Origin of the sequence: Pseudomonas fluorescens (assembly GCF_900215245.1) — a bacterium.
GTDB lineage: Bacteria > Pseudomonadota > Gammaproteobacteria > Pseudomonadales > Pseudomonadaceae > Aquipseudomonas > Aquipseudomonas fluorescens.
On the sequence record NZ_LT907842.1, the window covers coordinates 5,039,564 to 5,065,448 of the forward strand.

The 25,885-nt window shown below is 59.2% G+C and carries 20 protein-coding genes; 7 read left to right on the top strand and 13 right to left on the bottom strand.

Going from position 1 to position 25,885, the window contains the following annotated elements; all coding sequences use genetic code 11:
* Positions 1-874: 874 nt before the first annotated feature.
* The 5 genes from CPH89_RS23515 to CPH89_RS23535 all read right to left on the bottom strand — a co-directional run bounded on the left by CPH89_RS23515 (position 875) and on the right by CPH89_RS23535 (position 6,055).
* On the bottom strand, positions 875-1,852 hold the full coding sequence (locus CPH89_RS23515; RefSeq protein WP_053256367.1) for an NAD(P)-dependent oxidoreductase: 978 nt from the start codon (positions 1,850-1,852) through the stop codon (positions 875-877).
* Positions 1,849-3,147 (bottom strand): MFS transporter, encoded by a 1,299-nt coding sequence (locus CPH89_RS23520; RefSeq protein WP_053256366.1) that lies wholly within the window; start codon positions 3,145-3,147, stop codon positions 1,849-1,851. Before CPH89_RS23520 ends, CPH89_RS23515 begins: the two co-directional genes overlap by 4 nt.
* Before the next feature lie 45 nt (positions 3,148-3,192).
* The gene (locus CPH89_RS23525; RefSeq protein ID WP_053256365.1) at positions 3,193-4,134 is read right to left on the bottom strand and encodes a sugar kinase; all 942 of its coding nucleotides are present in this window, start codon (positions 4,132-4,134) and stop codon (positions 3,193-3,195) included.
* A complete protein-coding gene (locus CPH89_RS23530; protein ID WP_053256364.1) occupies positions 4,127-4,909 on the bottom strand; it encodes a sugar phosphate isomerase/epimerase family protein in 783 nt (260 codons plus the stop codon). The genes CPH89_RS23525 and CPH89_RS23530 overlap by 8 nt, the downstream gene beginning before the upstream one ends.
* An 87-nt stretch (positions 4,910-4,996) precedes the next feature.
* The gene (locus tag CPH89_RS23535; RefSeq protein ID WP_053256363.1) at positions 4,997-6,055 is read right to left on the bottom strand and encodes a LacI family DNA-binding transcriptional regulator; all 1,059 of its coding nucleotides are present in this window, start codon (positions 6,053-6,055) and stop codon (positions 4,997-4,999) included.
* Between the two features lie 235 nt (positions 6,056-6,290).
* On the opposite strand from CPH89_RS23535, the gene CPH89_RS23540 reads away from it, so the two are divergent.
* The 3 genes from CPH89_RS23540 to CPH89_RS23550 all read left to right on the top strand — a co-directional run bounded on the left by CPH89_RS23540 (position 6,291) and on the right by CPH89_RS23550 (position 12,883).
* Positions 6,291-8,288, top strand: coding sequence for a hypothetical protein (locus tag CPH89_RS23540; protein WP_053256362.1), 1,998 nt, complete (start codon positions 6,291-6,293; stop codon positions 8,286-8,288).
* Between the two features lie 108 nt (positions 8,289-8,396).
* Entirely contained in the window at positions 8,397-10,400 is a 2,004-nt protein-coding gene (locus tag CPH89_RS23545; RefSeq protein ID WP_053256361.1) for a hypothetical protein, read from the top strand.
* Positions 10,401-10,861: 461 nt separating this feature from the next.
* Entirely contained in the window at positions 10,862-12,883 is a 2,022-nt protein-coding gene (locus CPH89_RS23550) for an autotransporter outer membrane beta-barrel domain-containing protein (RefSeq protein WP_232005402.1), read from the top strand.
* A gap of 75 nt (positions 12,884-12,958) precedes the next feature.
* Here CPH89_RS23550 and CPH89_RS23555 read toward each other — a convergent pair whose 3' ends face one another.
* The 4 genes from CPH89_RS23555 to CPH89_RS23570 form a co-directional block, all read right to left on the bottom strand.
* Positions 12,959-13,363, bottom strand: coding sequence for a hypothetical protein (locus CPH89_RS23555; protein ID WP_053256359.1), 405 nt, complete (start codon positions 13,361-13,363; stop codon positions 12,959-12,961).
* A gap of 292 nt (positions 13,364-13,655) precedes the next feature.
* A complete protein-coding gene (locus CPH89_RS23560) occupies positions 13,656-14,297 on the bottom strand; it encodes a DUF1345 domain-containing protein (protein ID WP_053256358.1) in 642 nt (213 codons plus the stop codon).
* A gap of 52 nt (positions 14,298-14,349) precedes the next feature.
* Positions 14,350-17,439, bottom strand: a complete 3,090-nt coding sequence (locus tag CPH89_RS23565; protein ID WP_053256357.1) for an efflux RND transporter permease subunit — start codon at positions 17,437-17,439, stop codon at positions 14,350-14,352.
* 6 nt (positions 17,440-17,445) lie between these two features.
* Positions 17,446-18,600, bottom strand: a complete 1,155-nt coding sequence (locus tag CPH89_RS23570; protein WP_053256535.1) for an efflux RND transporter periplasmic adaptor subunit — start codon at positions 18,598-18,600, stop codon at positions 17,446-17,448.
* A gap of 171 nt (positions 18,601-18,771) precedes the next feature.
* On the opposite strand from CPH89_RS23570, the gene CPH89_RS23575 reads away from it, so the two are divergent.
* Positions 18,772-19,473 carry a response regulator gene (locus CPH89_RS23575; protein WP_053256356.1) on the top strand — a complete coding sequence of 234 codons (702 nt, stop codon included), beginning with the start codon at positions 18,772-18,774 and terminating at the stop codon, positions 19,471-19,473.
* A 3-nt stretch (positions 19,474-19,476) separates the two neighbouring features.
* Positions 19,477-20,778 (top strand): ATP-binding protein, encoded by a 1,302-nt coding sequence (locus tag CPH89_RS23580; protein WP_053256355.1) that lies wholly within the window; start codon positions 19,477-19,479, stop codon positions 20,776-20,778.
* On the opposite strand, the gene CPH89_RS23585 is transcribed toward CPH89_RS23580, so the two are convergent.
* The 3 genes from CPH89_RS23585 to CPH89_RS23595 form a co-directional block, all read right to left on the bottom strand.
* Positions 20,779-21,453 (bottom strand): anti-sigma factor, encoded by a 675-nt coding sequence (locus tag CPH89_RS23585; RefSeq protein WP_053256354.1) that lies wholly within the window; start codon positions 21,451-21,453, stop codon positions 20,779-20,781.
* Positions 21,450-21,980 (bottom strand): sigma-70 family RNA polymerase sigma factor, encoded by a 531-nt coding sequence (locus CPH89_RS23590; protein WP_053256353.1) that lies wholly within the window; start codon positions 21,978-21,980, stop codon positions 21,450-21,452. The genes CPH89_RS23585 and CPH89_RS23590 overlap by 4 nt, the downstream gene beginning before the upstream one ends.
* Before the next feature lie 84 nt (positions 21,981-22,064).
* Positions 22,065-22,586 carry a DUF3455 domain-containing protein gene (locus tag CPH89_RS23595; protein ID WP_053256352.1) on the bottom strand — a complete coding sequence of 174 codons (522 nt, stop codon included), beginning with the start codon at positions 22,584-22,586 and terminating at the stop codon, positions 22,065-22,067.
* Positions 22,587-22,723: 137 nt separating this feature from the next.
* Here CPH89_RS23595 and CPH89_RS23600 point away from each other — a divergent pair, with 137 nt between their 5' ends.
* Both CPH89_RS23600 and CPH89_RS23605 read left to right on the top strand, forming a co-directional pair.
* On the top strand, positions 22,724-23,503 hold the full coding sequence (locus tag CPH89_RS23600) for a class I SAM-dependent methyltransferase (protein WP_053256351.1): 780 nt from the start codon (positions 22,724-22,726) through the stop codon (positions 23,501-23,503).
* An 82-nt stretch (positions 23,504-23,585) separates the two neighbouring features.
* Positions 23,586-24,371, top strand: a complete 786-nt coding sequence (locus tag CPH89_RS23605) for a sulfite exporter TauE/SafE family protein (RefSeq protein ID WP_053256350.1) — start codon at positions 23,586-23,588, stop codon at positions 24,369-24,371.
* 40 nt (positions 24,372-24,411) lie between these two features.
* Here CPH89_RS23605 and CPH89_RS23610 read toward each other — a convergent pair whose 3' ends face one another.
* Positions 24,412-25,650 (bottom strand): acyl-CoA dehydrogenase family protein, encoded by a 1,239-nt coding sequence (locus tag CPH89_RS23610; protein WP_053256349.1) that lies wholly within the window; start codon positions 25,648-25,650, stop codon positions 24,412-24,414.
* Positions 25,651-25,885: the final 235 nt, after the last annotated feature.

Below are 25,885 nucleotides of genomic sequence, written 5' to 3' on the forward strand. Positions count from 1 at the left end.
CATCAGGCATACCCAATTGATGCCATCGCAGCGGTTCGGCGGTCCGACAAGCCAGCTCCCACATTGACCGAGTACAGCTTGAAGAGTCGCATACCCTCTGCCTGATGTACTGAGTTCAAAACGTGGTTAACGGGGCCTGTCATATCAAGATCAACAGCAGATCAAAAGCAGGGCACGGCGGCCTGGTAGCCGACCTGAGTGGTTGAAGCAAAAGCAGAGCAACAGCACAGCAACAGCACTTTTACCGGATGAAATGAGATCCAAATGTGGGAGCGGGCTTGCTCGCGAATGCGGCGTGCCAGTCAGCTCATTTGTAACTGACCCACCGCGTTCGCGAGCAAGCCCGCTCCCACAATGTTGATCGAGTTCAGCTACCAGCACCGTAGTGCACTGCTTTTCTGTGGGAGCTGGCTTGCCTGCGATGCAGGCACCTCGGTACATCAGGCATACCCAATTGATGCCATCGCAGCGGTTCGGCGGTCCGACAAGCCAGCTCCCACATTGACCGAGTACAGCTTGAAGAGTCGCATACCCTCTGCCTGATGTACTGAGTTCAAAACGTGGTTAACGGGGCCTGTCATATCAAGATCAACAGCAGATCAAAAGCAGGGCACGGCGGCCTGGTAGCCGACCTGAGTGGTTGAAGCAAAAGCAGAGCAACAGCACAGCAACAGCACTTTTACCGGATGAAATGAGATCCAAATGTGGGAGCGAGTTTAGCTGCCAGCACCGCAGTGCTCTGCTTTTCTGTGGGAGCTGGCTTGCCTGCGATGCAGACACCTCGGTCCACTAAGTACACCGAGTTGATGCTATCGCAGCGGTTCGGCGGTCCGACAAGTCCGCTCCCACATTGAACCTGTTCAGCGCTCGGGATTCAGGGTTTCCAGGCTGCCGGATTCACCAGGTTTTTCGGCCGTTCCCCCGACAATGCCGCGAGCAGATTATCCACCGCACAACGGGCCATCGCTTCCCGCGTTTCGTGGGTCGCCGAACCGATATGCGGCGTGGCCACCACGTTATTCAAGCGCAACAACGGCGAGTCGTGATTCAGCGGCTCACGCTCAAACACATCCAGGCCCGCCGCGCGAATCGTACGTTGCTGCAGGGCCTCGACCAGCGCGGCTTCATCGACGACTTTGCCCCGAGAAATATTGATAAAGATCGTCTCGGGGCCCATCAGCGCAAATTCTTCAGCACCAATCAGTTTTTCGGTTTCAGCCGTGAGCGGCAGCGTCAGGCAGACAAAGTCAGCCTCCTTGAGCAACGCCGCGAGGCTGCGGTATTGCGCGCCGAAGCGCGCTTCTACCAACGGCTTGGGCGAGTGGCTGTGGTAGATCACCGGCATGCCGAAACCGAAATGCCCGCGTTGGGCCAGGGCTTCACCGATGCGGCCCATGCCGATAATGCCCAGGGTCTTGCCATGCACGTCGCTGCCGAAATGCGAGGGGCCGATGTTTTTGTTCCACTGGCCGGCACGCACCATGTCGGCGAGTTCGACCACGCGACGGGCAGTGGCCAGGATCAACGCAAAGCCGGTGTCCGCGGTGGTTTCGGTGAGTACGTCCGGGGTGTTGCTGAGCAGGATGCCGCGTTGGGTCAGGTAGTCGATGTCGTAGTTGTCGACACCGACCGAGACGCTGGCCACTGCTTCCAGGTGGGGCGCCAGAGCGAGCAGCTCGGCGTCCAGGCGCAGGCTCGCACCCAGCAGCCCGTGGGCGCTGGGCAGGGCGTCACGCAGCCTGGCCAGGCCGGGCTCGTCCAGCGCGTCGATCAGGGTGACATCGGCGTGCTCGTGCAGGCGGGCCATCAATGGCGCCGAGAGTTTTTTGTATAAAACGACAGACTTCTTCATTGGGTTTTTACCTTCAATTCAAACGTAGGCGACGGCGCGCGCTCACGGTCGCTGGCGCCGGGCTTGAGGAAAATCGTCAGCACCACGGCGAACATCAATGCGCCGCTCATCAGCAGGTAGGAGGCGCCGGGCGAACCGGTGCTGCTATTGAGATAACCCACCAGGTACGAACCACCGAACGAGCCGAGCGCGCCCATGCTGTTGATCAGCGCCATGGCGCCACCGGAAACGTTGGCCGGCAGGATCTCCGGGACGATGGCGAAGAAAGGGCCATAAGGCGCGTACATGCAGGCGCCGGCGATCACCAGCAGGGTGTAGGACCACCAGAAGTGCTCGGCGCCCAGGACGTAGGACGCGTAGAAAGCGATGGACGCGATCAGCAACGGCGGCCACACAAAACGTTTACGTTTTTGCAGCTTGTCCGAGCCCCAGGACACTGCGAGCATACCGATGACGGCTGCCAGGTAAGGCAGGGCGGACAGCCAGCCCGCTTCGACCATGTCCATCTGCAAACCGGCTTTGAGGATCGACGGCAGCCACAGCACAAAGCCGTACACGCCGATGCTCCAGCAGAAAAACTGTAACGCCAGGATGATGACCTTGGGCGAGCGAAAGGCTTCGGCGTAGTTTTTCACGGCCTTGATGCCGACTTGCTCGGCCGCCAGGGCGGTTTCCAAGTCCTGCTTCTGCGCGTCACTCAGCCACTGCGCATCCTTGGGCCGCTCATCTGCCAGGCGCCACCAGATAAACGCCCAGATCACGGCTGGCAGGCCTTCAATGATAAACATCCAGCGCCAACTGAAATGCTGCACCAGATAACCTGACACCACCGACATCCACAGCATGGTCACCGGGTTGCCGAGGATCAGGAACGTGTTGGCCCGCGAGCGTTCGGCACGGGTAAACCAGTGGCACAGGTAAACCAGCATCGCCGGCATCACCGCGGCTTCCACCACCCCTAGCATGAAGCGAATGGCGATCAACATATAGGCGTTGGACACCACCCCGGTCAGGGTGGCCAGGCCGCCCCACAGGATCAGGCTGACGAAAATCAGTTTTTTAACACTGCGTTTCTGCGCGTAGATGGCCCCCGGCACCTGGAAGAAAAAGTAACCGAGAAAGAACAGCGCCCCCAGCAGCGACGACATGCCGGGGGTGATCATCAAGTCTTCGGCCATCCCGGAGGCGGCGGCGAAGCCGTAGTTGGCGCGGTCCAGGTACGCCAGGCTGTAGGTGATAAAGACGATGGGCATGATGTACCACCAGCGGCGGGTGGCGAGTTTCAAGGTATCCATGGGGTTGCTCCTGAGCTTGTTGTAGTTGTGGCAACAGGGTGTGGGTCATGCAACGGATCGAGTGGGTAACGCCGAACGGGTGGGCAGGCCTTCCATATCGCCGCGGCTTTGTACGGCGCGGCTGCCGATCCAGTTGCCGCGCTGTACGGCCTCGGGGAAGCTGAGGTTGTCGAGCAAGGCGCTGATCATGCCGACGGCAAAACCATCCCCGGCGCCGACGGTGTCGACGACTGTTTCCACCGGCACGGCGGCGACAAAGCCCTGGTCCATGTGGGTGCGGAAGTAAGCGCCATCCGGCCCAAGCTTGATGGCCACGGCTTCGGCGCCCTGGTCGAGGTAGAAGGCGGCGATGTCGGCTGGGTCGTCGAAACCCGTGAGCAAGCGGCCTTCGCTCAAGCCCGGCAAGACCCAGTCAGCCAGGCGTGCAAGGGCGTTTATCTGGCGAATCATCTGCGGCTGGTTGGCCCACAAGGACGGGCGCAGGTTCGGGTCGAATGACACGCTGCGCCCGGCTTTGCGCATCTGCGTCATCAGCGCCACGGACAGCTCGCCGGTGGCCTCGGACAAGGCCGGCGGAATACCGGTGGCATGCAGGTGCCGCGCTTGCAGGAGTGCGGGGCGAATGTCGGCAATCGACAAGTGACTGGCGGCCGAGCCTTTGCGGAAATATTCCACTTGCGGGTCTGCGCCAGTCTCTTCGCGGGACTTGAACTGAAAACCGGTGGGGTGCAGCGGGTCGACCGTCACATGCTGACAATCCAGGCCTTCCTTTTTCAGTGTGTCGATGACAAACCGCCCGAGGGAATCAGCCCCGACCCGGCTCAGCCAGGCAACATTGAAACCCAGGCGCGACAAACCGATAGCGACGTTGCTGTCGGCCCCGGCAATGCGTTTGTGGAACTGGGCCACCTCGGCCAGGTCGCCGGTCTGTTCGGCGACGAACATCGCCATGGTTTCACCGAACGACAGGATATCGATCTCAGACATGGGCATTCTCCGCACGGGGCTGGCCAAGGAGGGCGAGGGCGGCGACGTGTTGCGCGGTGACGTCGGTCAGGTCTTCGCCTTGCAACGGGTATTCCACGGCCCGGGTAATACCTTGAGTCATATGCTTGAGCAGTTGTTCCCACATGTGCAGGTCGCAGGCGCTGGGTGGCAAGGCCACCAGCTTGCCGTCCTGGCGCCGCGCCACGGCCTTGCAGTGCAGGTAGTCCACGTGCCGGCCCAACAGGCGGGCGGCGGTGACAGCGGATTGGTCCTGCCACTGCCAGTTGCCGATGTCGAACGTCATTTTGACCGGCAGACCCAGGCGTTCAACCTCGGTGAAGAAGCGCTGCATCGGTTCGATACGGCCGCCGTGCAGCGTCTGGTCGTTTTCCACCAGTAACTGGACCGGGTGACGGTTGAGCAGCGCGTGCAGACTTTGCAGGTCGTTGGTGTCGGTGAAGTAGCCGAGGGAGACTTTCAGCCAGCGTGCGCCGAATGCTTGCGCGCGGTCCAGGGTGGCGGCGAGTTCGGCATTCGGCTGGGCGCGCCCGGCGACCCAGAGCTCCAGCGGTGATGAAAACACCGATTCCAGGCCGTGCTCAGCGGCGGCTTGGGCGAGGACGGCGGGTTGTTCGGTGGTCAGCAGTTCTTCACGCCATTCGATGCGCTGGGCGCCGGCAGCATTGAGCAACGTGACAAAACTCAATTGGCCCTGCTGGCGAACCAGGTCGGCGCCGTAGCTGGAAAGGCTGATGGAGACGGGGTATTTATGCATTGTTGTTTACCTCTGAAACCGGTTTCATTTTTATTCACAAAACACGCGTGGGAACGGGGTTGCCGGCGATGGCGCTGAATCAGTCGATTACTGCGTCGGCTGGGCAGCCGCGATCGCAGGCAAGCCGGCTTCCACAGGGGATTGAGTTGAGCCGCGAATGATCAGTTCCGGCAAAAGGTCCAGTGTGCGGGTCGGCGCGTCATCGCCGCGCAAGCGTTTGAGCAGGCAGTCGAAGGCGCTGGCGCCCATCGCTTCGGTCGGTTGGGCGAGGGCAGTGATGCCGTTGCCTACCAGCGGGTACCAGTCCAGGTCATCCAGGGCGATCAGGCCGACCTCATCAAACAGGTTGCAGCCCAACGACTTGAGCGCGCGGGTACAGGCCAGGGCGGCGATACCGTTGGCGCAGAACAAGGCTTTGGGGCCGGGTTTGGCAAGAAAGGCCTGCAGACGATTTTCCAGCTCGGCATCGAGTTCCAGCACCGCGCCGGTCAACCCCGGGCGACTGGCAATCTCGGCCTTGAAGCTGGTCTGGCGTTCCAGTCGGGAGCTGGTGCCATCGGCGGCTTCGCTCACCAGCAACACATCGCGATAATCCTGCTGCTGGAGATGCTCCACGGCCATACGTACCGCCGCGAAGTTATCCAAACCCACCATGTCGCTGTGCAGCGGCTCGACCTTGCGGTCGACCAGCACCAGCGGCATTTCCCGTTGCAACTCCAGCAACTGGTCGAGGTGATGGCCAAGGGTGTTCACGATCAACCCTTCGATGTTGTACGAACGCAACGCAGCCAGATGCTGGCGCTCCTGCTCGTCATCGCGGTCGGTGTTGCACACCACCAGGCTGTAGCCGTGCTGGCGGCAGGCGGTTTCGACGCCGTGCATCACGGCAATGGAATAGGGGTTGCGGATATCGGCCACCAGCATGCCGATCAGGCGCGTGCGCCCACGTTTCAAACCGCGCGCCATCTGGTTGGGGCGGTAGCCGAGCTCACTGATCGCCTGTTCGATGCGCAAGGCAATGGCGTCGGACAGTAAGGCACGGTCATCACCGATAAAGCGCGACACGCTGGCTTTGGACACCCCGGCGCGTTCGGCGACGTCGAGCATGGTCACGCGGCTGCGCTGGGCGGCGGAAAAAGAAGTCACGGTGGCAGGCCTTTCTTATTGGAGGTGGTGATGCTGTGAAACCGGTTTCAGGAGACCTCAACAATGAAAGCCCGTCAAGTGTATTTCGCTTTAAGCACGTCCGCTCAGTGTGGCCAAACCCGACGAACGGAGGTGTTACCTGTGAAATCTGACAGTATCGGCTCACCGCAATTGGGTATTGAATCCTGCTTAACGCAATGCGTAATAGTTAATCGCCGAGTTAGCGGAGAACACCATGGAAAAAACGTTAGTGGATAATAACGGCAATAATGCCGAAGGTTTAACCAGCACCGTGCCCGTCGGTATATCCGCTACGCCGACATTGGCTCCGCTTAAGGTTGTTGGTGTTCTGCCCGATGGGCTGGTTCCCCTGGAGTTATCATTCAAAGACATTCCGGTGGTTATTGATACACCGTGGATGTTTCTGGCTGGGGAAAACGAAACTGACTGGCTATATATTGTTTGGCATGTGCGTGGTAGTCAGCCTGTCGATATCGGACCCATAGCGTTGTCCGGGCCTCTGACGGAGGCTAGCTTTCCTTATGATAAAGCCAGTATTCCTAAGGATTATTTTCAGAACAACGCCGTGGTGGATATATTTTATCGCGTTCACCCGCTTGAGTTGGATAACCCGTCATTCGAATACTCACCTGTGTCCACAATCATTATTGATCGAGCCGCTCCAGGGGCAGGCCAGGATTTGGCGGCTGCAACATTTGTTAATAACCCCATTACCGAGTTTGATCTTAGTAATAATCAGACGTTGGATATTATCATCCCCGGCGATTACCTTGATCGAAAAACAGGTGATACGGTGCTCGGCTATTTAAACGACACTGAAGCAACGGTGTCACGTCCGCCCAATCATCGGCAGTCTTTTGTGGCTGTCAGCGGGCCAATGACTATACAGATGCCGGTGGCGGAAATTCGTAAGTTCTCCGCTTTTTCGGAGCTTCATTTCATTTACCGCTTACAAGACAAAGTCGGCAATCTATCGAGTTACTCATTTTCCGCCAAGACCCAGCTGCGTCTGAATGCGCTGCCTGCCAATCTGTCACCGCCTGAAGTGCCGGCGTATGAGTCCGATCTGTTGATTAATCGAGAGGACGCCCGCGGTATTGTTTCGGTGAGAGTGCGTCAGTATGACAACCTGTTGCCGGGTGATCAGTGTGTTGTCGAGTGGGATGGCATCAGGCTCCCTGCGACAACGGTCAACCGGTTGCCCCATTCGGTCGTCGTGGATTGGAGCGTACTGATCGCCAAGGGCGCGAACCTGCGGCGAATTATTAATTTGCCGGTGCGTTACTTCATTCTTCGTGCGGGAGATACCGTCGGCCCGGGCGTACGCTCGCCGCTGAAGCTCGTCACCGTGGACATGACGATCGCGGGCCAGGAAAACCCTCAGGCGCCCGCACTGCTGAACCGTCAATTAGCCCTGGTCAACATCCAAGGCGCGGTCTCCGCGACCCCCAATCGTTTGGACAGCCGCGATGCCAACAAGCCGGTGAGAGCTTCCTTTGCCTTGTTCGACAACCCCTTAGTGGGCGAGCGTGCCTTACTTTACTGGCCGGGGCAGGCGGCGCCGGTTGCGACTTATCTTGTCAAAGCAGGTGATGTCGGAGGGCAAGTGGTCGACTTCGACAACCTGATTCCCTGGTCGGTGGTCCAGGCCGGTGGCAGTAATGCGACGACCCTTGTGAACTATCAGACGGACAATGGGGTAAACCAGCAGTTGTCCCCTGATCAAACTGTTTTTGTCAGTCTTGCACCGCCCATCAACTATCCACGGCCGAGTTTTCCTCAGTCGTTACAACACCCTAATCGGATTCTTAATTGCAATACCAAACCACCGATTTGGCAGGTTGTTGAAGTGTTGATTGATCCGAGCCCACAGGTACTGCAGCCGAACGATGTCATCGTATTGTCATTGCAGGGTTTCAGGAATTATCCCGACCGTAACCCAATTCCGTCCACTGCCGACACGTTTGAATTCAAGTGGGGCACCGGCCCTGATGGCAAGCCAAATACAGTCTATCGCTTCCAGATAACGGCGGCAGAGTATGAAACGTTGATCAGGCCGTTGAGTGATTTCGCCGGCGGTTCGGCACGTTACAGCGTATTCCAAAATAAGATTCTGATCGGCACGTCAGCGATAGCCTATGTGCAAATTGATCGGAAGTTTAGTACGGGTAATTACTGTGGACCGAACGGCATAGGGCCAGGTGAAAAATAATCAGGTTGTTTTAGTCGCCGGCGCGTTAATGAAATCGTAAGTGATTAACGCGTTGTCGATGTGTTTTTTACCAGTTTGTGCATATCAAGCAATTAAGGAGACTATGAAATGGTTGATAAAATATCAGCGAGAGATGCTGCGGCTATTCTCGCCATTAATCCCACTCTGCCTGCACCGATATTGGTAGAGAAACTGGATGACACGGGCCTTGTTGCAACAGCGACGGCAGATACTGGAATTACCCTTATGTGTTACACGGGTCAGTTTTCAGCGCCTGAGTATTGGATTGAAGTCCAATCCAGAGACCTCAATCGACCGGATGCCGATTGGGGAGTCATGAAGAAAAAAGCTCAATTGAATGTGGCTGAAGATATTCTTACTCCTATTGTTATCACAGCCCCTAGTGGCGGTTTTTTGCACCGTCATGAAGAAATGCGGTACGTCATTTATGAGGACTTGGGGGGCGTCGCAGGGGACCCTTCTGAATTTTCGGATCCGGCACCCTTTATTGTTGATAGGTATGGTCCCTATCGGTCTGTCAATGATGGCAATAGCAAACCCCCGCTGAAAGTAGTCCTGCCGTCTACGCTGCCATCGCCGCTTACCAGTACCTACATTGCCAATAATCCAACCATCCCTGGCAATGTACTGCCCAATAACTTTACCGAGGCGGTCGGCCAGTTTGCGGACGGTGATATGGTTCAGTTGTTCCTTGGGCCAGACATGTTTAACAAGGATGACAAATATAAGGTAGGGTCCCCGTTCCCAATGTTGGGCGCTGCCAACACTCCGTTTTCATTTCCGACATCAGCGTTCACCGCTGACGCTACCCAGTACTTGTACTACATCCTCACAGACAAATCCGGTAACCAGAGTTTGCCCTCCAGTGCTGAACTTCTGAAGGTGTCGGTTTTGGATCCACCGGGCCAAGGACAAATTTTTATCCCGTTGGCGCCGAGCCCAGAATCGGGAACTACCGATGATTTACTGGACAACGCTGACTATCAAGCAGTGATTGAGGCGCGGGTAAGAGCTTTCACGAACCACCAACCCACATTGGATCAAATTGAGATTAAATGGGGCTCGCAGCCTTATAGCCTTCTGACGCCGGCTACGGCATTCGATGTGGTGTTCAAGGGCGCCGCCCTCAACGCATTGATTCGTGCTGAATATGGCGCTCAGGTAGGGCCGCAACCGGTCACTGTGCTCTACCGAGTCGTTCGTGGCAGCGAAATATTCCCCTCGACCCCGAAAGTGATCAATGTCGATTTAAGTGTTCCAGGGCCGGTCAATCCCGGAGAGCCAGGAACACCTAATATAAATCTGACCCCAGCGCGCTTTTTTGGTCGAGGCACCCCGCCGAGCGGGCAGGACACACTAAAAGACGTTGACGCCAATCTGCCCGTCAATGTAGAGGTCGATATTTGGACCACGGGTGCGCCTCCTCAAGCGGGCTATATGATTAATCTTGTGAGGCCTGATGGCACCATCATCCAGCCTCCACAACCTATCGGTACGTTGCTCCCGGGTGAAACGCTCAAGTTTACAATTCCATGGAGCGCTATTGAACCTGGCGGTAATGTCAAACAGCTCTTTCATTACATCGTTACAGGGCCGGGCACAACCAACCCGAATATATCACCCGCCACCCCGGTTGATGTTATAGGCGCGATTACTCAGGCCCTGCCTGCCCCTGTATTCCAGCGACTCACTTCCGGTGAGGTGAGATGCACTTCATTGGTAGACATTCCAGGGACAACGCCGCCTGACCATTACCTTGAGCTCTTTGTGGCGGGGGACACACGGATGGTGGTTGGGCGAAAACTGACTCTGAACGCCAAGGTATTCAGGCCCCGGACCGGTACACCGTTAGTAACACAGCCCTTTAGTACTGACGTTGATATAACGGACGCTATCCGCCTGAGTGGTTACACGTTCAGGCTACCGTATCGCGCTCTACTTATTTATCTGCGCATAGGCACGTTGGAAGTCACCGTCACCACGACTTTTGCCGACGGGGTGGTAGGGCGTGGTTTTGCGTCGGTCGGTGGGCGTTCAGTCGTCGTCAATGCGTATTGTGATAAGGAAATAGTAACCCCTACCACGCCTTGATAAAAAGCGCTATCCGCAGCGCCTCCCCCTTTTCAGGAAGGGGGCGGCGCAATCATTATTTTGTTTAATTGATTACAGCGTTATGGGTGTTTTTTGTGTTTAAACAGGGATAAGTCCTACAGAGTTTGGATAGGCGGCTCCGTACTCTGTGTGCCTCACAGGTGAGGTCACATTCTTCGGAAGCAAGCCGAACCGTTTTCCAACACGCTATCAGAGAGTGATTGCCCATGTCGGCACTGAATACGTTCGAACTCAAACCATTGAGTGCGATGATGAAAGTTCCAACCCTTACCTTCTGCCTGTATGTTGCGGTTCAGGGGCAAGCGCAGGCTGTTCAGTTAATTGGTCAACAACAAACCATTGACGCCACTTCAGCCGTAACCAGCTGGCAACTGTCCAGTCAGTCTACCTTGAATATGAACCGTGCATCGGCTACAACCATTGACCTTTCGAACTCCACTTTGAATGTTAATACAGGCAGTTCGGTCAATGATATCCGCGCTGTTTCAGGCTCCACGGTAAATATCGAATCAGCCCGTGTTTCTTCCAGTAACGCCACGGGCGGTGCGGTGCGCCTGGAAAACAGTAAGGCGACTGTCAGTAACAGCACGATCACCAACACTCAGGGCGTAGGTTTGCAAGCCCTTGGCATTGTGGGCGTGAGTGGTGGCTCTTCCGCCGAGATTACTTCAAGTAATATCAGTGGCCTGTTGGGCGGCGCGCAAGCCACCAGCGGCAGCCAATTGCACTTCAAAAATAATACAGTGGTGCAAGGTACCGGGGCGAATTCCATCGGTCTGAGCCTGCAGGGCGGTGCGGCGACGGCCAGCCAAAGTACAATCAGCGGTGGCGCCAATGGCGTGGTGTTTACCCGGGGGCGCGGCGATACCACTGAGGGCAAGCTGGTATTGGACCAATCCAGTGTAGAAGGCGTCAGCGGCTCAGCCATTTTGGTGCGGGGCGCGGCCGGTAGAACGCCGACAGTCACCATCGATGTACTGAATAATTCCCAGTTGAGGGGTGGCGACGGTAAGCTGTTGAGCGTCACGGGCGGCGGCTCGGCGACGATGAATGTGGATAACAGCCGCTTGACCGGTAACGTCGTTGCGGACGCCGGCAGCACTGTCAATCTGAGCCTGCAGAACAACGCCGAGTTGACTGGCCAGTTGCAGAATGTCTCCAGTTTGAGTGTAGGCAACACGTCCAACTGGAACATGACCGGTGACAGCCAGGTGGGTGCGCTGAAAATGGCCGGTGGTACGGTGACCATGGGCGCGACGAATGAGTTTTACCAGCTGAACCTTCAAACGCTTTCGGGTAACGGCACCTTTGTCATGGGCACCGATTTCGACCAAGGCAAAACCGACTTTATCAATGTGACCGGCGAAGCCACAGGCAACCACAGCCTGGCACTCGCAGCCAGCGGCAGCGAACTGGTCAAAACCCAGGTTGTGCACACCGGCGGCGGTGACGCGGCGTTCTCCCTGGAGGGCGGCCCGGTCGACATGGGTGCCTATGCCTATAACCTGAAACAGGAAGGCAATGACTGGTTTCTGGACACGCAAACCCGTGTGATCAGTCGCAGTGCACGCGTGGTGACGGCATTGTTCAACACCCCGGTGACCATCATGACCGCCGAAGAGGGCTCATTGCGCCAACGTATGGGTGAGTTGCGCTACTCCCCGCACAGCACCGGCCTCTGGATCCGTGGTTTTGGCAGTAAATATGATGTGTCCCAGAGTTCGGGCACCGGCTACTCGCAGAACCTGAAAGGTTTCTCCATCGGTGCTGACACGCCGCTGGGCGACAGCCAATGGAAGGTGGGTGTATTTGGCGGCCACAGTAACTCTGACGTAAACCCGGCGCGCGGCGCTGCCGGTACCGTCAAGAGCTACTTCCTGGGTACCTATGCCACCTGGATGGACGAAGAAAGCGGTTTCTATTTTGATGCCGTGGCCAAAGCCAACCGGTTCCAGAACCAGGCCAAGGCAACCCTCAGTGACAACACGTCTACCAAGGGTGGCTACAACAACGTAGGCGGTGGTGTATCGGCTGAACTCGGCCGTCATATCAAGCTTGGTGAGAGTTCCTTTATTGAACCTTACGGCCGACTGTCGACCATTGTGGTCCAAGGTGGTACGTACAGCCTGAAAAACGGTTTGCAAGTGGACGGTGAGCGCACCCGCTCAAGGACTGCCGAGGCCGGCGCGACCGTGGGTCATGAGTTCCAACTCGATGATGGCACGCTGATCAAGCCTTACCTGCGTGCGGCAATGGTCCACGAGTTTGCCAACAACAATAAGGTCACGGTCAACAACCAGACCTTCAACAATGATTTGTCGGGCTCGCGCACCAAGTACGGTGCCGGTGTGGCGGTGTCGTTTACCCAGGACCTGCAGGCGCATGTCGACCTGGAGACCAGCACCAGTGACAAAATCAAGCAAAAAGCCGCTGTTAACGTTGGCGTACGCTATGCCTTCTAAATAGAAAGAGAAACGCTGATAAAAAAGCCCTGATTGCAAGATCAGGGCTTTTTTTTTTCTGCGGAGCCGGCTGGTTCAAACGGTTACTTCAAACTTAACGTCCAGTTTAAGTTCTGGATCTTGAGTGACGGCATACACGGAGCCAATGACGGCGAAAGGGTGATCACTGATTTTGTTCAGAGTCAAGCTGCCTTCGACATAGGGATATGCTCGGGGGTTTTCGCTTCGTTTGAGTTGAACCCACACCTGGTCAGTTCTGGAGCCCGTCAACTGCCGTACCTCGTCAGGGGTGATTGCTTTAGAGAATCTGATATAGAGTTCCTCGGAACCATCCCCGTCGTCTCGATGCGTCGTGGTAAATGCGATGGAATTATCTGTTTGCTCGACTTGAGCGGTCGTAGTTTCAAATGGGTGTTCGCCAATGGTACCTATGAACTGCGCCTTCTGGGCATTCGTCGATAAGCTGTTTGTTACTGACATAATCGCCTCTCCGTTCATGATGATTATACGAAAGCCAGAAGCGCCATTGCTTCTGTCTACTCCTATAAAGCCGCAAAAAGAAGAGTTAGGTAACTGTCAGAAGTCACAGTTTACAAAAGTTTATTTGACTGCTAGTTGTGGCCCTGATGAAAAGGGCATCTGCGCACAATCGCACACTCTAGTTTGAATGACTGACGCTATTAAAGGGCTTTTTCGGGAGGTGTCTACTGTCGAAGTTGACAGTCTAAAAAATATTTTTTAATAGCCTTTTTAAAGCATCGGTGTTCAGGGCTCAGCTAAACAGGCCTGCTGCAATATTGATCGAGAAGCCCAGAATCGCCGTATTGAACAGAAAACCGATCAAAGACTGTCCCAGCACCACCTTGCGCATACCCCGTGTGGCCACGCCTACATCCGCCGTCTGCACCGCCACGCCAATGGTGAACGAGAAGTACAGGAAGTCCCAATAGTTGGGGTTGCGCAAACCTTCGGCAAAGCGCAGCGCCGGCTCGTCACCTTCCCACGTGTAAAAGAGGCGCGCGTAATGCACGCTGAAAATCACCCCGGTCAGCAACCATGAACCAATCACCGTCATCCCGGTAAACCCGTAATGCAGCAGGCGCGCGGTGCTGTCCAGGTCTTTGCTGCCCACCAGGTTCAGCGTGATGGTCGCCAGGCTGGCAATCGCCGCGATGCACACCATAAACAGCACCAACCCTGCGTTTTCATCCTCGATCTCGGCGAAGCGTTTGACGTCGTCGGCCCGCGAGCGGCTGGTCAGCCACAGCATCAGTATCAGGTAGGTCCAGACGCCGGCATTCCAGCCAATGAGGATTTTGCTGATGATCGTGTCAGCGGGTGCCAGGATGCCCACGGCAAGGCCCAGGACGGCGGCGGCGGAGAGGCGAGGGTGGGTGCGGGCGAGGAAGGCCATAGGTGCTCACAACAGGGGAGGTTGTGAGCACCATAGCGCATTTTCAAACCGGTTATGAACGCTTGCGCACCAGCTTCATCACCACCACAAAGAACACCGGTACAAACACCACCGCCAGGGTTGCGGTGATCATCCCGCCTATCACGCCCGTGCCGATCGCCTGCTGGCTGGCCGAGCTGGCACCGGTGGCAATGGCCAGTGGCACCACGCCGAGGATAAACGCGAGTGATGTCATGATGATCGGCCGTAAACGCAGGCGCGCAGCTTTCAAGGTGGCGTCGATCAGGTCTTCGCCCTGCTCATACAAGTCCTTGGCGAACTCGATGATCAGGATCGCGTTCTTCGCCGACAAGCCGATGATGGTGATCAGGCCCACTTTGAAGAACACATCGTTAGGCATGCCGCGCAAGGTCACCGCCAATACGGCGCCGAGCACACCCAGCGGCACCACCAACAAGACCGAGGTTGGAATCGACCAGCTTTCATACAGTGCGGCCAGGCACAGGAACACGATCAACAGCGACAGGCCCAGCAGCAAGGGCGCCTGGGAACCGGACAAGCGTTCCTGCAACGACAAACCGGTCCATTCCTGACCCAGGCCCGCCGGCAGTTGGCTGACCAGGCGCTGAATTTCTTCCATCGCCTCACCGGTGCTGTGCCCCGGTGCTGCTTCACCGCTGATGGCAATGGCCGGGTAGCCGTTGTAACGCGTCAACTGCGCAGGGCCCTGGGTCCACTTGGCTTCGACGAACGCTGACAACGGCACCATCTTGCCGTCCTTGTTGCGCACGTTGATCTTCATCAAGTCCGCCACCTGGCTGCGCTGGTCGCCTTCGGCCTGCACCACCACCCGCTGCATGCGGCCCTGGTTGGGGAAGTCGTTGACATAGGCCGAGCCGATGGCCGAAGACAGCACATTACCCACGTCCGCGAAGGAGACCCCAAGGGCGTTAGCCTGCTTGCGGTCCACTTGCAACTGCACTTGTGGTGCTTCAGCCAGGGCGCTTTCGCGCACGTTGGCCAGGATCGGGCTTTTCGCAGCGGCCGCCAGCAACTCGGTACGTGCTTGCATCAACGCCGCATGGCCGACACCGCCACGGTCCTGCAAGCGGAACTCGAAACCGCTGGAGGTGCCGAGGCCGTCCACGGGCGGTGGCAGAATTGCATAGGCAATCGCATCTTTAAGCTCGCCGAAAGCGGCGTTGGCACGGTCGGCAATCGCCGAGGCCGAATCAACACCGCTGCGTTCCGACCAGTCCTTGAGCGTGGTAAACGCCAGCGCTGCGTTCTGCCCGGAGCCGGAGAAACTGAAGCCCATGATCATGGTGGTATCGCCCACCCCGGGTTCCTCGGCGTTATGTGCCTCGATCTGCTCGGCCACCTGCACGGTGCGGTTCTTGCTCGCACCCGGCGGCAACTGGATATCGGTAATGGTGTAACCCTGGTCCTCCACCGGCAGGAACGAGGAGGGCAGGCGGCTTAACATCACCCCCAGGCCCACCAGCAACACCAGATAGATCAGCAGGTACCGGCCGCTGCGCTTGAGGGCATAGGCCACCCAACCTTCGTAGCGGTCGGTGAGCTGTTCAAAGCGCCGGTTGAAGCCGCCGAAGAACCCCCCTTTGGCATGGTGCTCGCCCTTGGCAATCGGCTTGAGCAGGGTTGCGCACAACGCGGGGGTCAAGGTCAGGGCGAGGAACGCCGAGAACAGGATCGACGTCGCCATCGACAGCGAGAACTGCTGGTAGATCACCCCGACCGAACCCGGCATGAACGCCATCGGCAGAAACACCGCGACCAACACCAGGGTGATACCGACGATGGCCCCGGTAATCTGGCCCATGGCCTTGCGCGTGGCCTCTTTGGGCGACAAACCCTCGGTGACCATAATGCGCTCGACGTTCTCCACCACCACAATCGCATCGTCCACCAGGATACCGATCGCCAGCACCATGCCGAACATGGTCAGCACGTTGATCGAGAAACCCAGCAGCAACATGGTGGCGAAGGTGCCCATCAGTGCTATGGGCACCACCAGCGTCGGGATCAAGGTGTAGCGCACGTTCTGCAGGAACAGATACATCACCGCAAACACCAGCGCCATGGCCTCCAGCAAGGTGTAGACCACTTTGGTAATCGAGACCTTGACGAAGGGCGAGGTGTCGTACGGGATCTTGTACTCCACGTTGGCCGGGAAGTAGCGCGACAGTTCGTCCATCTTCGCCCGCACCAGGGTTGCGGTGTTCAGCGCGTTGGCGCCCGGCGACAGTTGCACACTGACGGCGGTGGATGGCTTGCCGTTCAGACGCGTAGAGAACTGGTATTCCTGGCTGCCGATTTCCACCCGCGCCACATCGCCGATACGCACGGTGGAGCCGTCGGGATTGGCTTTGAGCACGATGTCGGCGAATTCTGCCGGCGTCGACAGTTGGCCCTTGACCAGGATGGCGGCGGTGATTTCCTGGGTCTTGGTCCCCGGCAAATCACCGATGCTGCCCGCCGAGACCTGGGCGTTCTGCGCGCTGATTGCAGCGTTCACGTCGGCCGGGGTGAGGTTGAAGCCGATCAGCTTCTGCGGATCGATCCAGATCCGCATGGCGCGCTCGGCGCCATACAGCTGGGCCTTGCCGACACCGTCCAGGCGCTTGAGCTCGTTCATGACGTTGCGTGCCAGGTAATCGCTGAGCGCAACGTCATCGAGCTTGCCGTCGTTGGACGTCAGGGTGACCAGCAGCAGGAAGCCGGCAGACACCTTTTCCACCTGCAAGCCTTGCTGGGTCACCGCTTGCGGCAAGCGCGGCTCCACCGCTTTAAGGCGGTTTTGCACATCCACCTGGGCCATTTCCGGGTTCGTGCCCGGCTGGAAGGTGGCGGTGATCGTGGCCGAGCCCAGGCTGCTCTGGGATTCGAAATACAGCAGGTGATCGGCGCCGTTGAGCTCCTGCTCAATCAGGCTGACCACGCTTTCATCCAGGGTCTGGGCCGAAGCGCCCGGGTACACCGCGTAGATTTCCACCTTTGGCGGCGCCACGTTGGGGTACTGCGCCACCGGCAATTGCGGGATGGCCAGCGCGCCGGCCAGCAGGATAAACAAGGCGACCACCCAGGCGAAAATCGGGCGGTCAATAAAGAACTGCGGCATGGCGGGTTATTCCTTTACGAGCTGGCCAGGGGCCGGGCTGTCGTCCACTTCGACTTTTTCACCGGGGCGCGCGTGTTGCAGGCCTTCGACGATGATGCGGTCACCGGGCTTGAGGCCGCTGCTGACGATCCAGCGATCCTCGATGACCGCGCCCAGCTCCACCGGCTGTTGGCTGACGGTCTGCTCGGCGTCCAACAGCAACACCATCGGGATGCCGGCGCTGTCGCGCGTAATGGCGCGTTGCGGCACGCTGATGCCTTGCCTATCAACCGCTTGTTCCAGGCGCACACGCACAAAACTGCCGGGCAGCAGGTCGAGGTCCGGGTTGGGGAACTCGCTGCGCAGGATGATCTGCCCGGTGCCCGGGTCAACGCTGATCTCGGCAAACAGCAATTTGCCCGGCAGCGGGTACAGGCTGCCGTCATCCTCGATCAGCGTGGCCTTGGCCTGGTCCTGGCCGACCTGCTTCAGGCTACCGGCACGGAAGGCGCGGCGCAGGTCATTCAGCTCGCGGGTCGACTGGGTCAAGTCGGCGTGAATCGGGTCCAGTTGCTGGATGATCGCCAGTGGCGTGGCTTCGTTCTGGCCCACCAATGCACCCTCGGTCACCAGCGCGCGGCCGATGCGGCCGGAGATCGGCGCAGTGACGGTGGCGTAGCCCAGGTTCAGCTTGGCACGCTCGACGGCGGCTTTGTTGGCGGCGACCTCGGCGTTGGTCTGGCGCACGGCGGCGCGGGCGTTGTCGTAGTCCTGGCCGCTGATGGCATTGCCTTCTACCAACTGGCTGTAGCGCTGTTCTTGCAAACGCGCCTGGAACGCATTGGCCTGGGCCTTTTCCAGGTTGGCCTGAGCGCTGTCCAGGTCGGCCTTGAACGGGGCCGGGTCAATGCGAAACAGCACATCGCCCTGTTTTACGTCGTGGCCTTCCTTGAACACGCGCTGCATGACCACCCCAGCGACCCGGGCACGCACTTCGGCAATGCGCGGTGCAGCGATACGCCCGCTGAGTTCGTTGGTAATGGAGAGGGGTTTGGCCTGCAGGGTTTCGACGCGGACTTTGGCCAGGGGCATTTCCGGCGCTTCGTCGGCCGACTTGCCACAAGCACTCAGTGCCAGCGTCAAGGCCAGCAGGCAAAACGGCGCAAACAGATTCTTCGACATGCTCATATCCCAATATTGACTGGCGCATCCTAAAGACACCTGCGCCGCGGTGCTGTGAAGCTCTGTAGCCCGTCTGTGAAGAAATGTAAGGTGCGGCGCGCTGAACGCCGGGGGCGTATATCCTTGCACAATCCTGCAGCACACCAACAAACCGTATTATTTGGAAGCACCATGCCCAACATCCTTCTGGTGGAAGACGACGCCGCGCTCTCCGAGCTGATTGCCAGCTATCTGGAACGCAATGGCTACCACGTCAGCGTACTCAGCCGTGGCGATCACGTGCGTGAGCGCGCGCGCCTCAACCCGCCGGACCTGGTGATTCTCGACCTGATGCTGCCAGGCCTTGACGGCCTGCAGGTGTGCCGCTTGCTGCGCGCCGACTCGGCGGGTTTGCCGATCCTGATGCTCACCGCGCGCGACGACAGCCACGATCAGGTGCTGGGCCTGGAAATGGGCGCCGACGACTATGTCACCAAGCCCTGCGAGCCGCGCGTACTGTTGGCGCGAGTGCGCACCTTGTTGCGCCGCAGCAGCCTGTCCGACCCCCAGGTTGCCAACGACCAGATCATCATGGGCAACCTGTGTATCGACCTGTCCGAACGCACGGTGACCTGGCGCGAGCAGGCGGTGGAGCTGTCCAGCGGTGAATACAACCTGCTGGTGGTGTTGGCCCGGCATGCCGGCGAGGTGCTCAGCCGCGACCAGATTTTGCAACGCCTGCGCGGTATCGAATTCAACGGCACCGACCGCTCTGTGGACGTGGCCATTTCCAAGTTGCGCCGCAAGTTCGACGACCATGCCGGCGAAGCGCGCAAAATCAAGACCGTGTGGGGCAAGGGTTACTTGTTCAGCCGTTCCGAGTGGGAATGCTGATCGATGGTTCGTGCACTGCTACGCCTCTACCTGATTACTATCGTCACCTACAGCGCGGCGATCTACCTGATTCCCAAACTGGTCATCAAGGTGTTCGAACATCGCTACATGAACTACAACGTCGAGCAGAGTCGCGGCCAGCAAAAGCTGATCGTCGAACAATATCTGCGCGTGCCGGTGGAACACTGGTCAGAGGTTACCGCGCAATTGGGCCGTGACTTTGCGCCGCTGAAGGTGCAACTGCTGCTGCGTCAGGACGCGAGCTACACCCCTGAAGAAGAACACCTGCTGGAGCAAGGCCAACCGGTGATCCGCCTGGGCGAGTGGGGCTGGATGGAGCAAATCAGTTCACCGGTGAACGATCAGTTTGTGGTCAAGCTGACCATCCCGCCTGACCCGCTGGACATGAACCTGCTGTACTGGTCGATGAACGTATTGATCGGTGCTGCGCTGCTGGCGTGCCTGCTGTTCTGGTTGCGCCCGCATTGGCGCGACCTGGAGCGCCTGAAGACCACCGCCGTCCAACTGGGCAGGGGCAATCTGACCGAGCGTACGCACATTCCGGCCAGCTCCAACATCGGCAGCCTGGCCTCGGTATTCGACACCATGGCCGACGATATCGAGAGCCTGCTCAACCAGCAGCGCGACCTGCTCAATGCCGTCTCTCACGAACTGCGTACGCCGCTGACCCGCCTGGATTTCGGCCTGGCCCTGGCCCTCTCGGAAGACTTGCCTCAGGCCAGCCGCGAGCGTCTGCAAAGCCTTGTGGCGCACATCCGTGAGCTGGACGAACTGGTGCTGGAATTGCTCTCCTACAGCCGCCTGCAAAATCCGGCCCAGTTGCCGGAGCGGGTCGACGTGGTGATCGACGAGTTTATCGACAGCGTGCTGGGCAGCGTCGATGACGAGTTGGAAAACCCCGAGATCGTTATCGATGTAGCGCTCGATTGTGCCGAAGAGCGCGTCAGCCTCGACCCACGCCTCACCGCCCGCGCCCTGCAGAACCTGCTGCGCAACGCCACGCGGTATTGCGACAAGCGCATCCAGGTGGGCGTCAAGGTGTGTGCCAATGGCTGTGAAATCTGGGTGGATGACGACGGCATCGGCATTCCCGTGGACCAGCGCGAGCGCATTTTCGAGCCGTTCTACCGCCTGGACCGCAGCCGTGACCGCGCCACGGGTGGCTTCGGCCTGGGCCTGGCGATCAGCCGGCGTGCGCTGGAAGCCCAGGGCGGCACGTTGACCGCGCTGGCATCGCCGCTGGGCGGTGCGCGGTTTCGCGTGTGGTTGCCCAGCGTCAGCTGATCAGAGCACCTTGACGGCGCGGCCGATGGCCTGGATCGGCCCGGTCGGCTTGCCGGTCGGCGAGCCACGCGGGTCTTCCAGGGTCAGCTCGAACAGCTGGTTTGGCGTCAGCGGGGGCAGTTTGTCCAAGGGCACTGACAGGGTTTGCCCCGGTTTGACCAGGCCCAGCGACACGGGGCCTTGCCAGCCATCACCCTTGGTCCAGAATTGCAGGGCCTTGTCGGCCGGTACTTCCATCACGCCCAACGGAATCAACTGGATCTGCTGAGTATTGCTGGCCTGGATGACCCAACCCGGTGCCTGGCTTTGCGGCGCCACCAGCACTACCACGAAGGTCGGGTCGGCGCCGGGCGGGCGCGTCAGCAGCAGCGCGGCCAGTACCAGTGTGGTGACCAACCCTGCGCCGGCCAAGCCGCGCCAGAGTGCAAGCAGGTTCCACCAAGGCTCGCGGCTATCGGCGCGCCCGACCGTGCGTTCGATGCGCCGCCATAACTGTGCGGAGGGCGGCACCGGTTCGGCCAATGCCGTCAGCGGCAGCAGGCGCTGTTCCCAGGCGTCCACCGCTGCGCGCAATGGGGCGTCGTGTTGCAGGCGTCGTTCAACCTCAGCGCGCTGTTCAGCGGGCAGGGTGCCCAGTACGTATTCGCTGGCCAGTTCATCCAGTGGGTTACTCATGCCATGCACTCCCGCAGCGCGGCGAGGCTACGTTTGATCCAGGCTTTGACGGTCCCCAGCGGGGTGTCCAGTTTCTGCGCGATTTCACTGTGGGAATAGCCGTCGACATAAGCGTGGAGGATGCAACGGCGACGGGCCGGGTCGAGCTGTTCCAGGCAGTGCTGAATCTGCCCGGTACGGGTGCTGAATTCAAAGCTGTCGTCGGCGGCCGCGACGGTGTCATGTTCCGCGCTCAACGCCACTTCACGGTGAGGGTTGCGCACGGCATTCAAGGCCAGGTGCCGGGTCACGCTGAACACCCAGCCACGCGCCGAACCACGGGTGGGGTCGAAGCTGGCAGCGCCGCGCCAGATCTTGATAAATGCGTCGTGCACGATGTCCTCGGCCAGGGCCTTATCGCGGGCAATGCGCAAAGCTATGCCGAGCAGACGGCTGCTGTCTTGCTCATACAACCGACGCAGGGCGCGTTGATCGCCACGCGCGCAGGCCAGTAGGCAAGCTTCGTAGTCAAAAGTGGCTTCAGGCAAGGACCGGGGTTTCCGCCGCAGGAACAGGATCAATGCCCCGACCCTAAGGTCGGGGCGCCAGCGCATTAGCCTAGCTGAATAGGCTCAGTTTGCGGCCCAGAATATGTAGTCGGCCTGGTATTTCACCACTTCCTGCTTGCCCTTGTTGGCGGTGGTGCACGCGGTACTCGGCGCCACGCCGCCTTTAAGGGCGACCCGCTGGATGTAACTCACCCCCGTCATCGCGCCTTTGCCCTCGGCCGGGTTGGCCTTGACCAACTGATAGGGCAGGTTGCCCGCACCCGACGGCGCCACTGCCAATTGGGTGCCGGTCACCTTCGAACCGTCCTGGGCTTGCCAGGTGGCTGGCGGCCCGAAGTAGGTGCCTACTGGCTTGCCGCTGCGGTCATTCAGCACCGCCTTGGGGCCGACGAAGGTCCATTCGGTCTGGCCCGCGGCGTTGGCTTTGTCGCGGCATTCGTAGGTGATTTCGCCGACACCGGTGGTTTCCAGTGCCACCTTGTGGCCATCCGGCACCTTGATGCTGTCGGGCAAACCGGCCTGGGCAAAGACAGTCGGGGCGGCGACGAGCAAACCGGTCAGGCAGAGCAATGCTTTAGCGTTCATCGGGACTTCTCCATTGAGTAGAACAGCAGGGTTGCTGTGGGTACTACCCATGGCCTGCCCGATTGGATGCAGCGGTTAGAAAATAAATCGCGAAGGGCGCACACTGTGCTCCCGCAATACCCGAGGAGAGATTGGCAATGACTGGGATTCACGCGTCTGCGCAGCAAGGGTTTTCCACCCAGGCCGTCACTTACGCCCAAGGTCGACCGGACTATCCACGGCAACTCACTGGCTGGCTGAGCGACACACTCGGTATCACCGCGCAGTCGACGGTCATCGACCTGGGCGCCGGCACCGGCAAGTTCACGCGTGTCCTCAACACCCTGGCGCCCACGCTGATTGCCGTGGAACCGGTGCCGGCAATGGGCGCGCAGTTGAGCAAGCTGCTGCCGGATGTGCACCTGGTCAATGGCACTGCCGAGGCCATTCCACTGGAAAGCGCCGTGGCGGATGCGGTGGTGTGCGCACAAGCCTTCCATTGGTTTTCCAGCGAGGCGGCCCTGGCGGAAATCCATCGGGTACTCAAACCGGATGGGCGCCTGGGGCTGGTGTGGAATGTGCGCGACGAGTCGGTGGATTGGGTCGCCGCCATTACTCAAATCATCACGCCTTATGAAGGCGACACGCCGCGCTTTCATACCGGCCGTTGGCGCGAAGCCTTCACTGGCGAGTATTTTTGCGCAGCGCAGATGACCTGTTTTGCCTATCAGCATGTCGGCAGCCCACAGGAGGTGATCATGGACCGCTTCCTGTCGGTGAGCTTTATCGCGGCGCTCCCTGACGCACAAAAGGCTACGGTCACGGCGCAATTGCGCCGGCTGATCGACACCCACCCGGCGTTGCGCGGGCGTGACACTGTTGCCTTCCCGTATCAGACCCAGGCCTACGTCTACCATCGACTGACAGAAAAAGCATAAAGTCAGATCATATTGATATAAGTGGTTATAAGAAAAATCGCTATCCTGCGGCCAGTAATTTATAAGGCCGCGGGTAGCTGGAATGGATGTGGGTAATATTGGTTTTGTAATCGCTGGCCTGATCGTTGGTTTTATCGTCGGCATGACAGGTGTCGGCGGGGGCTCTTTGATGACGCCGATCCTGTTGTGGTTCGGCATTAACCCGGCCACCGCCGTGGGCACCGACCTGTTGTACGCCGCTATCACCAAGTCCGGTGGTGTGCTGGTACACAGCAAGAACAAGAACATCGACTGGACCATCACCGGCTGGCTGACCCTGGGCAGTGTGCCCGCGGTGCTGCTGACTTTGTGGTTCCTCGCCAGCCTGCACACCGACCCCAGCGCGATGAACGCGGTGATCAAGCAAGCCCTTGGCGTGGTGCTGCTGCTGACCGCGCTGGCGATCCTGTTCAAGAAAAGCCTGTTGGCCTTCGCCCAGCGTCATGCCGGCGATGATTACCACATGAGCCCGCGTAACTTGAACGTGCTGACGGTGGTCACCGGGGCAATCCTCGGCACCATGGTTGCCTTGACCTCCATCGGCGCCGGCGCCCTGGGCACCGTCGCGTTGTTTATCCTGTACCCGTTCCTGGCGACGCGACGTTTAGTCGGCACCGAGATCGCCCATGCTGTGCCACTGACCCTGGTGGCGGGCCTGGGCCATGCCAGTATGGGCAATATGGACTGGCACCTGCTGGGCTTTTTGCTGATGGGCTCGCTGCCGGGGATTTACCTGGGCAGCCACATGACCGGCAAAGTCCCGGACGGCGTATTGCGCCCCTGCCTGGCGATCATGTTGATGACCATCGGCTACAAGCTGGCGTTTTAGGGCGTAGGCCATTCGGCCTGCTCCCAGCAGTTTTTGCGCGTCAGGCCTTGGCCGGGCCGTTGCCGATCTGCCAGACAAACGGTGGTTCGGTGCCGTTGATCACCCAGTCACCCACGATGCGCGCCTTGTAGATCAACGGGTTGTGGGATGACACGGTGCGCGCATTGCGCCAATGACGGTCGAGGGCTTTGCCCTGGCGCACATCCGAGGCCCCGAGTGCGTTGAACAATTCACTGGTGGCACGCTGGATCAGCGTTGACACCACCACTTGCGCCGTCGCCGATTCAATTTCGGCAGCCACATTCGCTGCCCGCTCTGCGGCGTCATCCCCGGCAAATCGCGCCAGGTACGCCTGTTGCGCCGGCACTGCTGCTTTCAGCGTGCAGGCTTCAGCGGCGTACACGCGGGCGGCCACCTCACCGACGACCTGTTGAATCTGCGCATCCTGGCTGACGTGGGCGGCATTGCCATGGCTGTAAATGCGTTTGCGATTGCGCACCTGATGCGCCACGTCGTTGAGCGCGGCGCGGCCAATGCCGGCCAGGGTCGCCAGCAGCACTAACTGGTAGAACGCCGTCTGGTATTTGAAACGGGTGGCAAAATCGATGAGGTTTTCTGCGTCGACGACGGCGTCGGTAAAGCGTGTGGTGCCACTGCCAGTCGTGCGCTGGCCGAAGCCGTCCCAGTCATCGCTTTGCACCACGCCGGGTTGGCGCGTGCGGGTGGCGGCAATCACGTCGCCACCGGTGTCGCTGCGCTGGGCATATACGTCAATCCAGTCGGAGAAAATGCTGCCGGTGCTGTAGAACTTTTCGCCGTTGAGTTTCCATGTGTCACCGTCGGGGCTGACCTGGGTGACGACGTCGCCGATCGCGACATTACCAATTTCCGTCCAGGCGCAGCCGACGATATCGCCATCGACAAAACGCTTGAACCACAGGTCGCGGCCCGCGCTCGGTGGCGCATTCAGGCGATCTTCGGCAAACGCGAAGTGGCCGCGCAGGGCCTGGGGCACGTTGGAGTCAGCGGCGGCCAGTTCAATCAGCAGTTCGAACAACTGCGGCAGGGACGCCCCCCCACCGCCGTATTCCAGCGGCACCCGCACCGCGCCAAAGCCGGCTTCCTTGAGCCATTGAATCGGCTCATGGGGCAGGGTGCGGCTGTGCTCACGCGCCACTGCGCCGTCGGCGATACGCTGGAAGATCGGCCGAAAACGTGCGGCCAGGGAGGGGTAGTCGACGCCGGTGGACAGCGGGTTGATGACGTGTTGCTCGGTCATGGGGTACGGCTCCTGGGCAGTGATCAAGTGGTTCGGTGATTGCACAGTCCGTGCCGGGCTCTTCAGCCCGTGTTTTGGGGCAAAGGGCGCTTTCCACTGTTGCTCCAGCAACAGTGTTTCGACAAACCGGCGCGATCCCTGACAGCAACTGCCCAGCGAGCCGGCGCTGGGTTTCTTACCGCAATGCCCATGGCCAGGGCGTTTGCCATGGCCTGGCACGCTTGCTGCTCAACCC

Bases quoted from the DNA above. Each gene is read 5' to 3' on its own strand.
- CPH89_RS23515 (WP_053256367.1), bottom strand. From the start codon at position 1,852: ATGAAGAAGTCTGTCGTTTTATACAAAAAACTCTCGGCGCCATTGATG.
- CPH89_RS23520 (WP_053256366.1), bottom strand. From the start codon at position 3,147: ATGGATACCTTGAAACTCGCCACCCGCCGCTGGTGGTACATCATGCCC.
- CPH89_RS23525 (WP_053256365.1), bottom strand. From the start codon at position 4,134: ATGTCTGAGATCGATATCCTGTCGTTCGGTGAAACCATGGCGATGTTC.
- CPH89_RS23530 (WP_053256364.1), bottom strand. From the start codon at position 4,909: ATGCATAAATACCCCGTCTCCATCAGCCTTTCCAGCTACGGCGCCGAC.
- CPH89_RS23540 (WP_053256362.1), top strand. From the start codon at position 6,291: ATGGAAAAAACGTTAGTGGATAATAACGGCAATAATGCCGAAGGTTTA.
- CPH89_RS23545 (WP_053256361.1), top strand. From the start codon at position 8,397: ATGGTTGATAAAATATCAGCGAGAGATGCTGCGGCTATTCTCGCCATT.
- CPH89_RS23555 (WP_053256359.1), bottom strand. From the start codon at position 13,363: ATGTCAGTAACAAACAGCTTATCGACGAATGCCCAGAAGGCGCAGTTC.
- CPH89_RS23560 (WP_053256358.1), bottom strand. From the start codon at position 14,297: ATGGCCTTCCTCGCCCGCACCCACCCTCGCCTCTCCGCCGCCGCCGTC.
- CPH89_RS23565 (WP_053256357.1), bottom strand. From the start codon at position 17,439: ATGCCGCAGTTCTTTATTGACCGCCCGATTTTCGCCTGGGTGGTCGCC.
- CPH89_RS23570 (WP_053256535.1), bottom strand. From the start codon at position 18,600: ATGTCGAAGAATCTGTTTGCGCCGTTTTGCCTGCTGGCCTTGACGCTG.
- CPH89_RS23575 (WP_053256356.1), top strand. From the start codon at position 18,772: ATGCCCAACATCCTTCTGGTGGAAGACGACGCCGCGCTCTCCGAGCTG.
- CPH89_RS23580 (WP_053256355.1), top strand. From the start codon at position 19,477: ATGGTTCGTGCACTGCTACGCCTCTACCTGATTACTATCGTCACCTAC.
- CPH89_RS23585 (WP_053256354.1), bottom strand. From the start codon at position 21,453: ATGAGTAACCCACTGGATGAACTGGCCAGCGAATACGTACTGGGCACC.
- CPH89_RS23595 (WP_053256352.1), bottom strand. From the start codon at position 22,586: ATGAACGCTAAAGCATTGCTCTGCCTGACCGGTTTGCTCGTCGCCGCC.
- CPH89_RS23600 (WP_053256351.1), top strand. From the start codon at position 22,724: ATGACTGGGATTCACGCGTCTGCGCAGCAAGGGTTTTCCACCCAGGCC.
- CPH89_RS23605 (WP_053256350.1), top strand. From the start codon at position 23,586: ATGGATGTGGGTAATATTGGTTTTGTAATCGCTGGCCTGATCGTTGGT.
- CPH89_RS23610 (WP_053256349.1), bottom strand. From the start codon at position 25,650: ATGACCGAGCAACACGTCATCAACCCGCTGTCCACCGGCGTCGACTAC.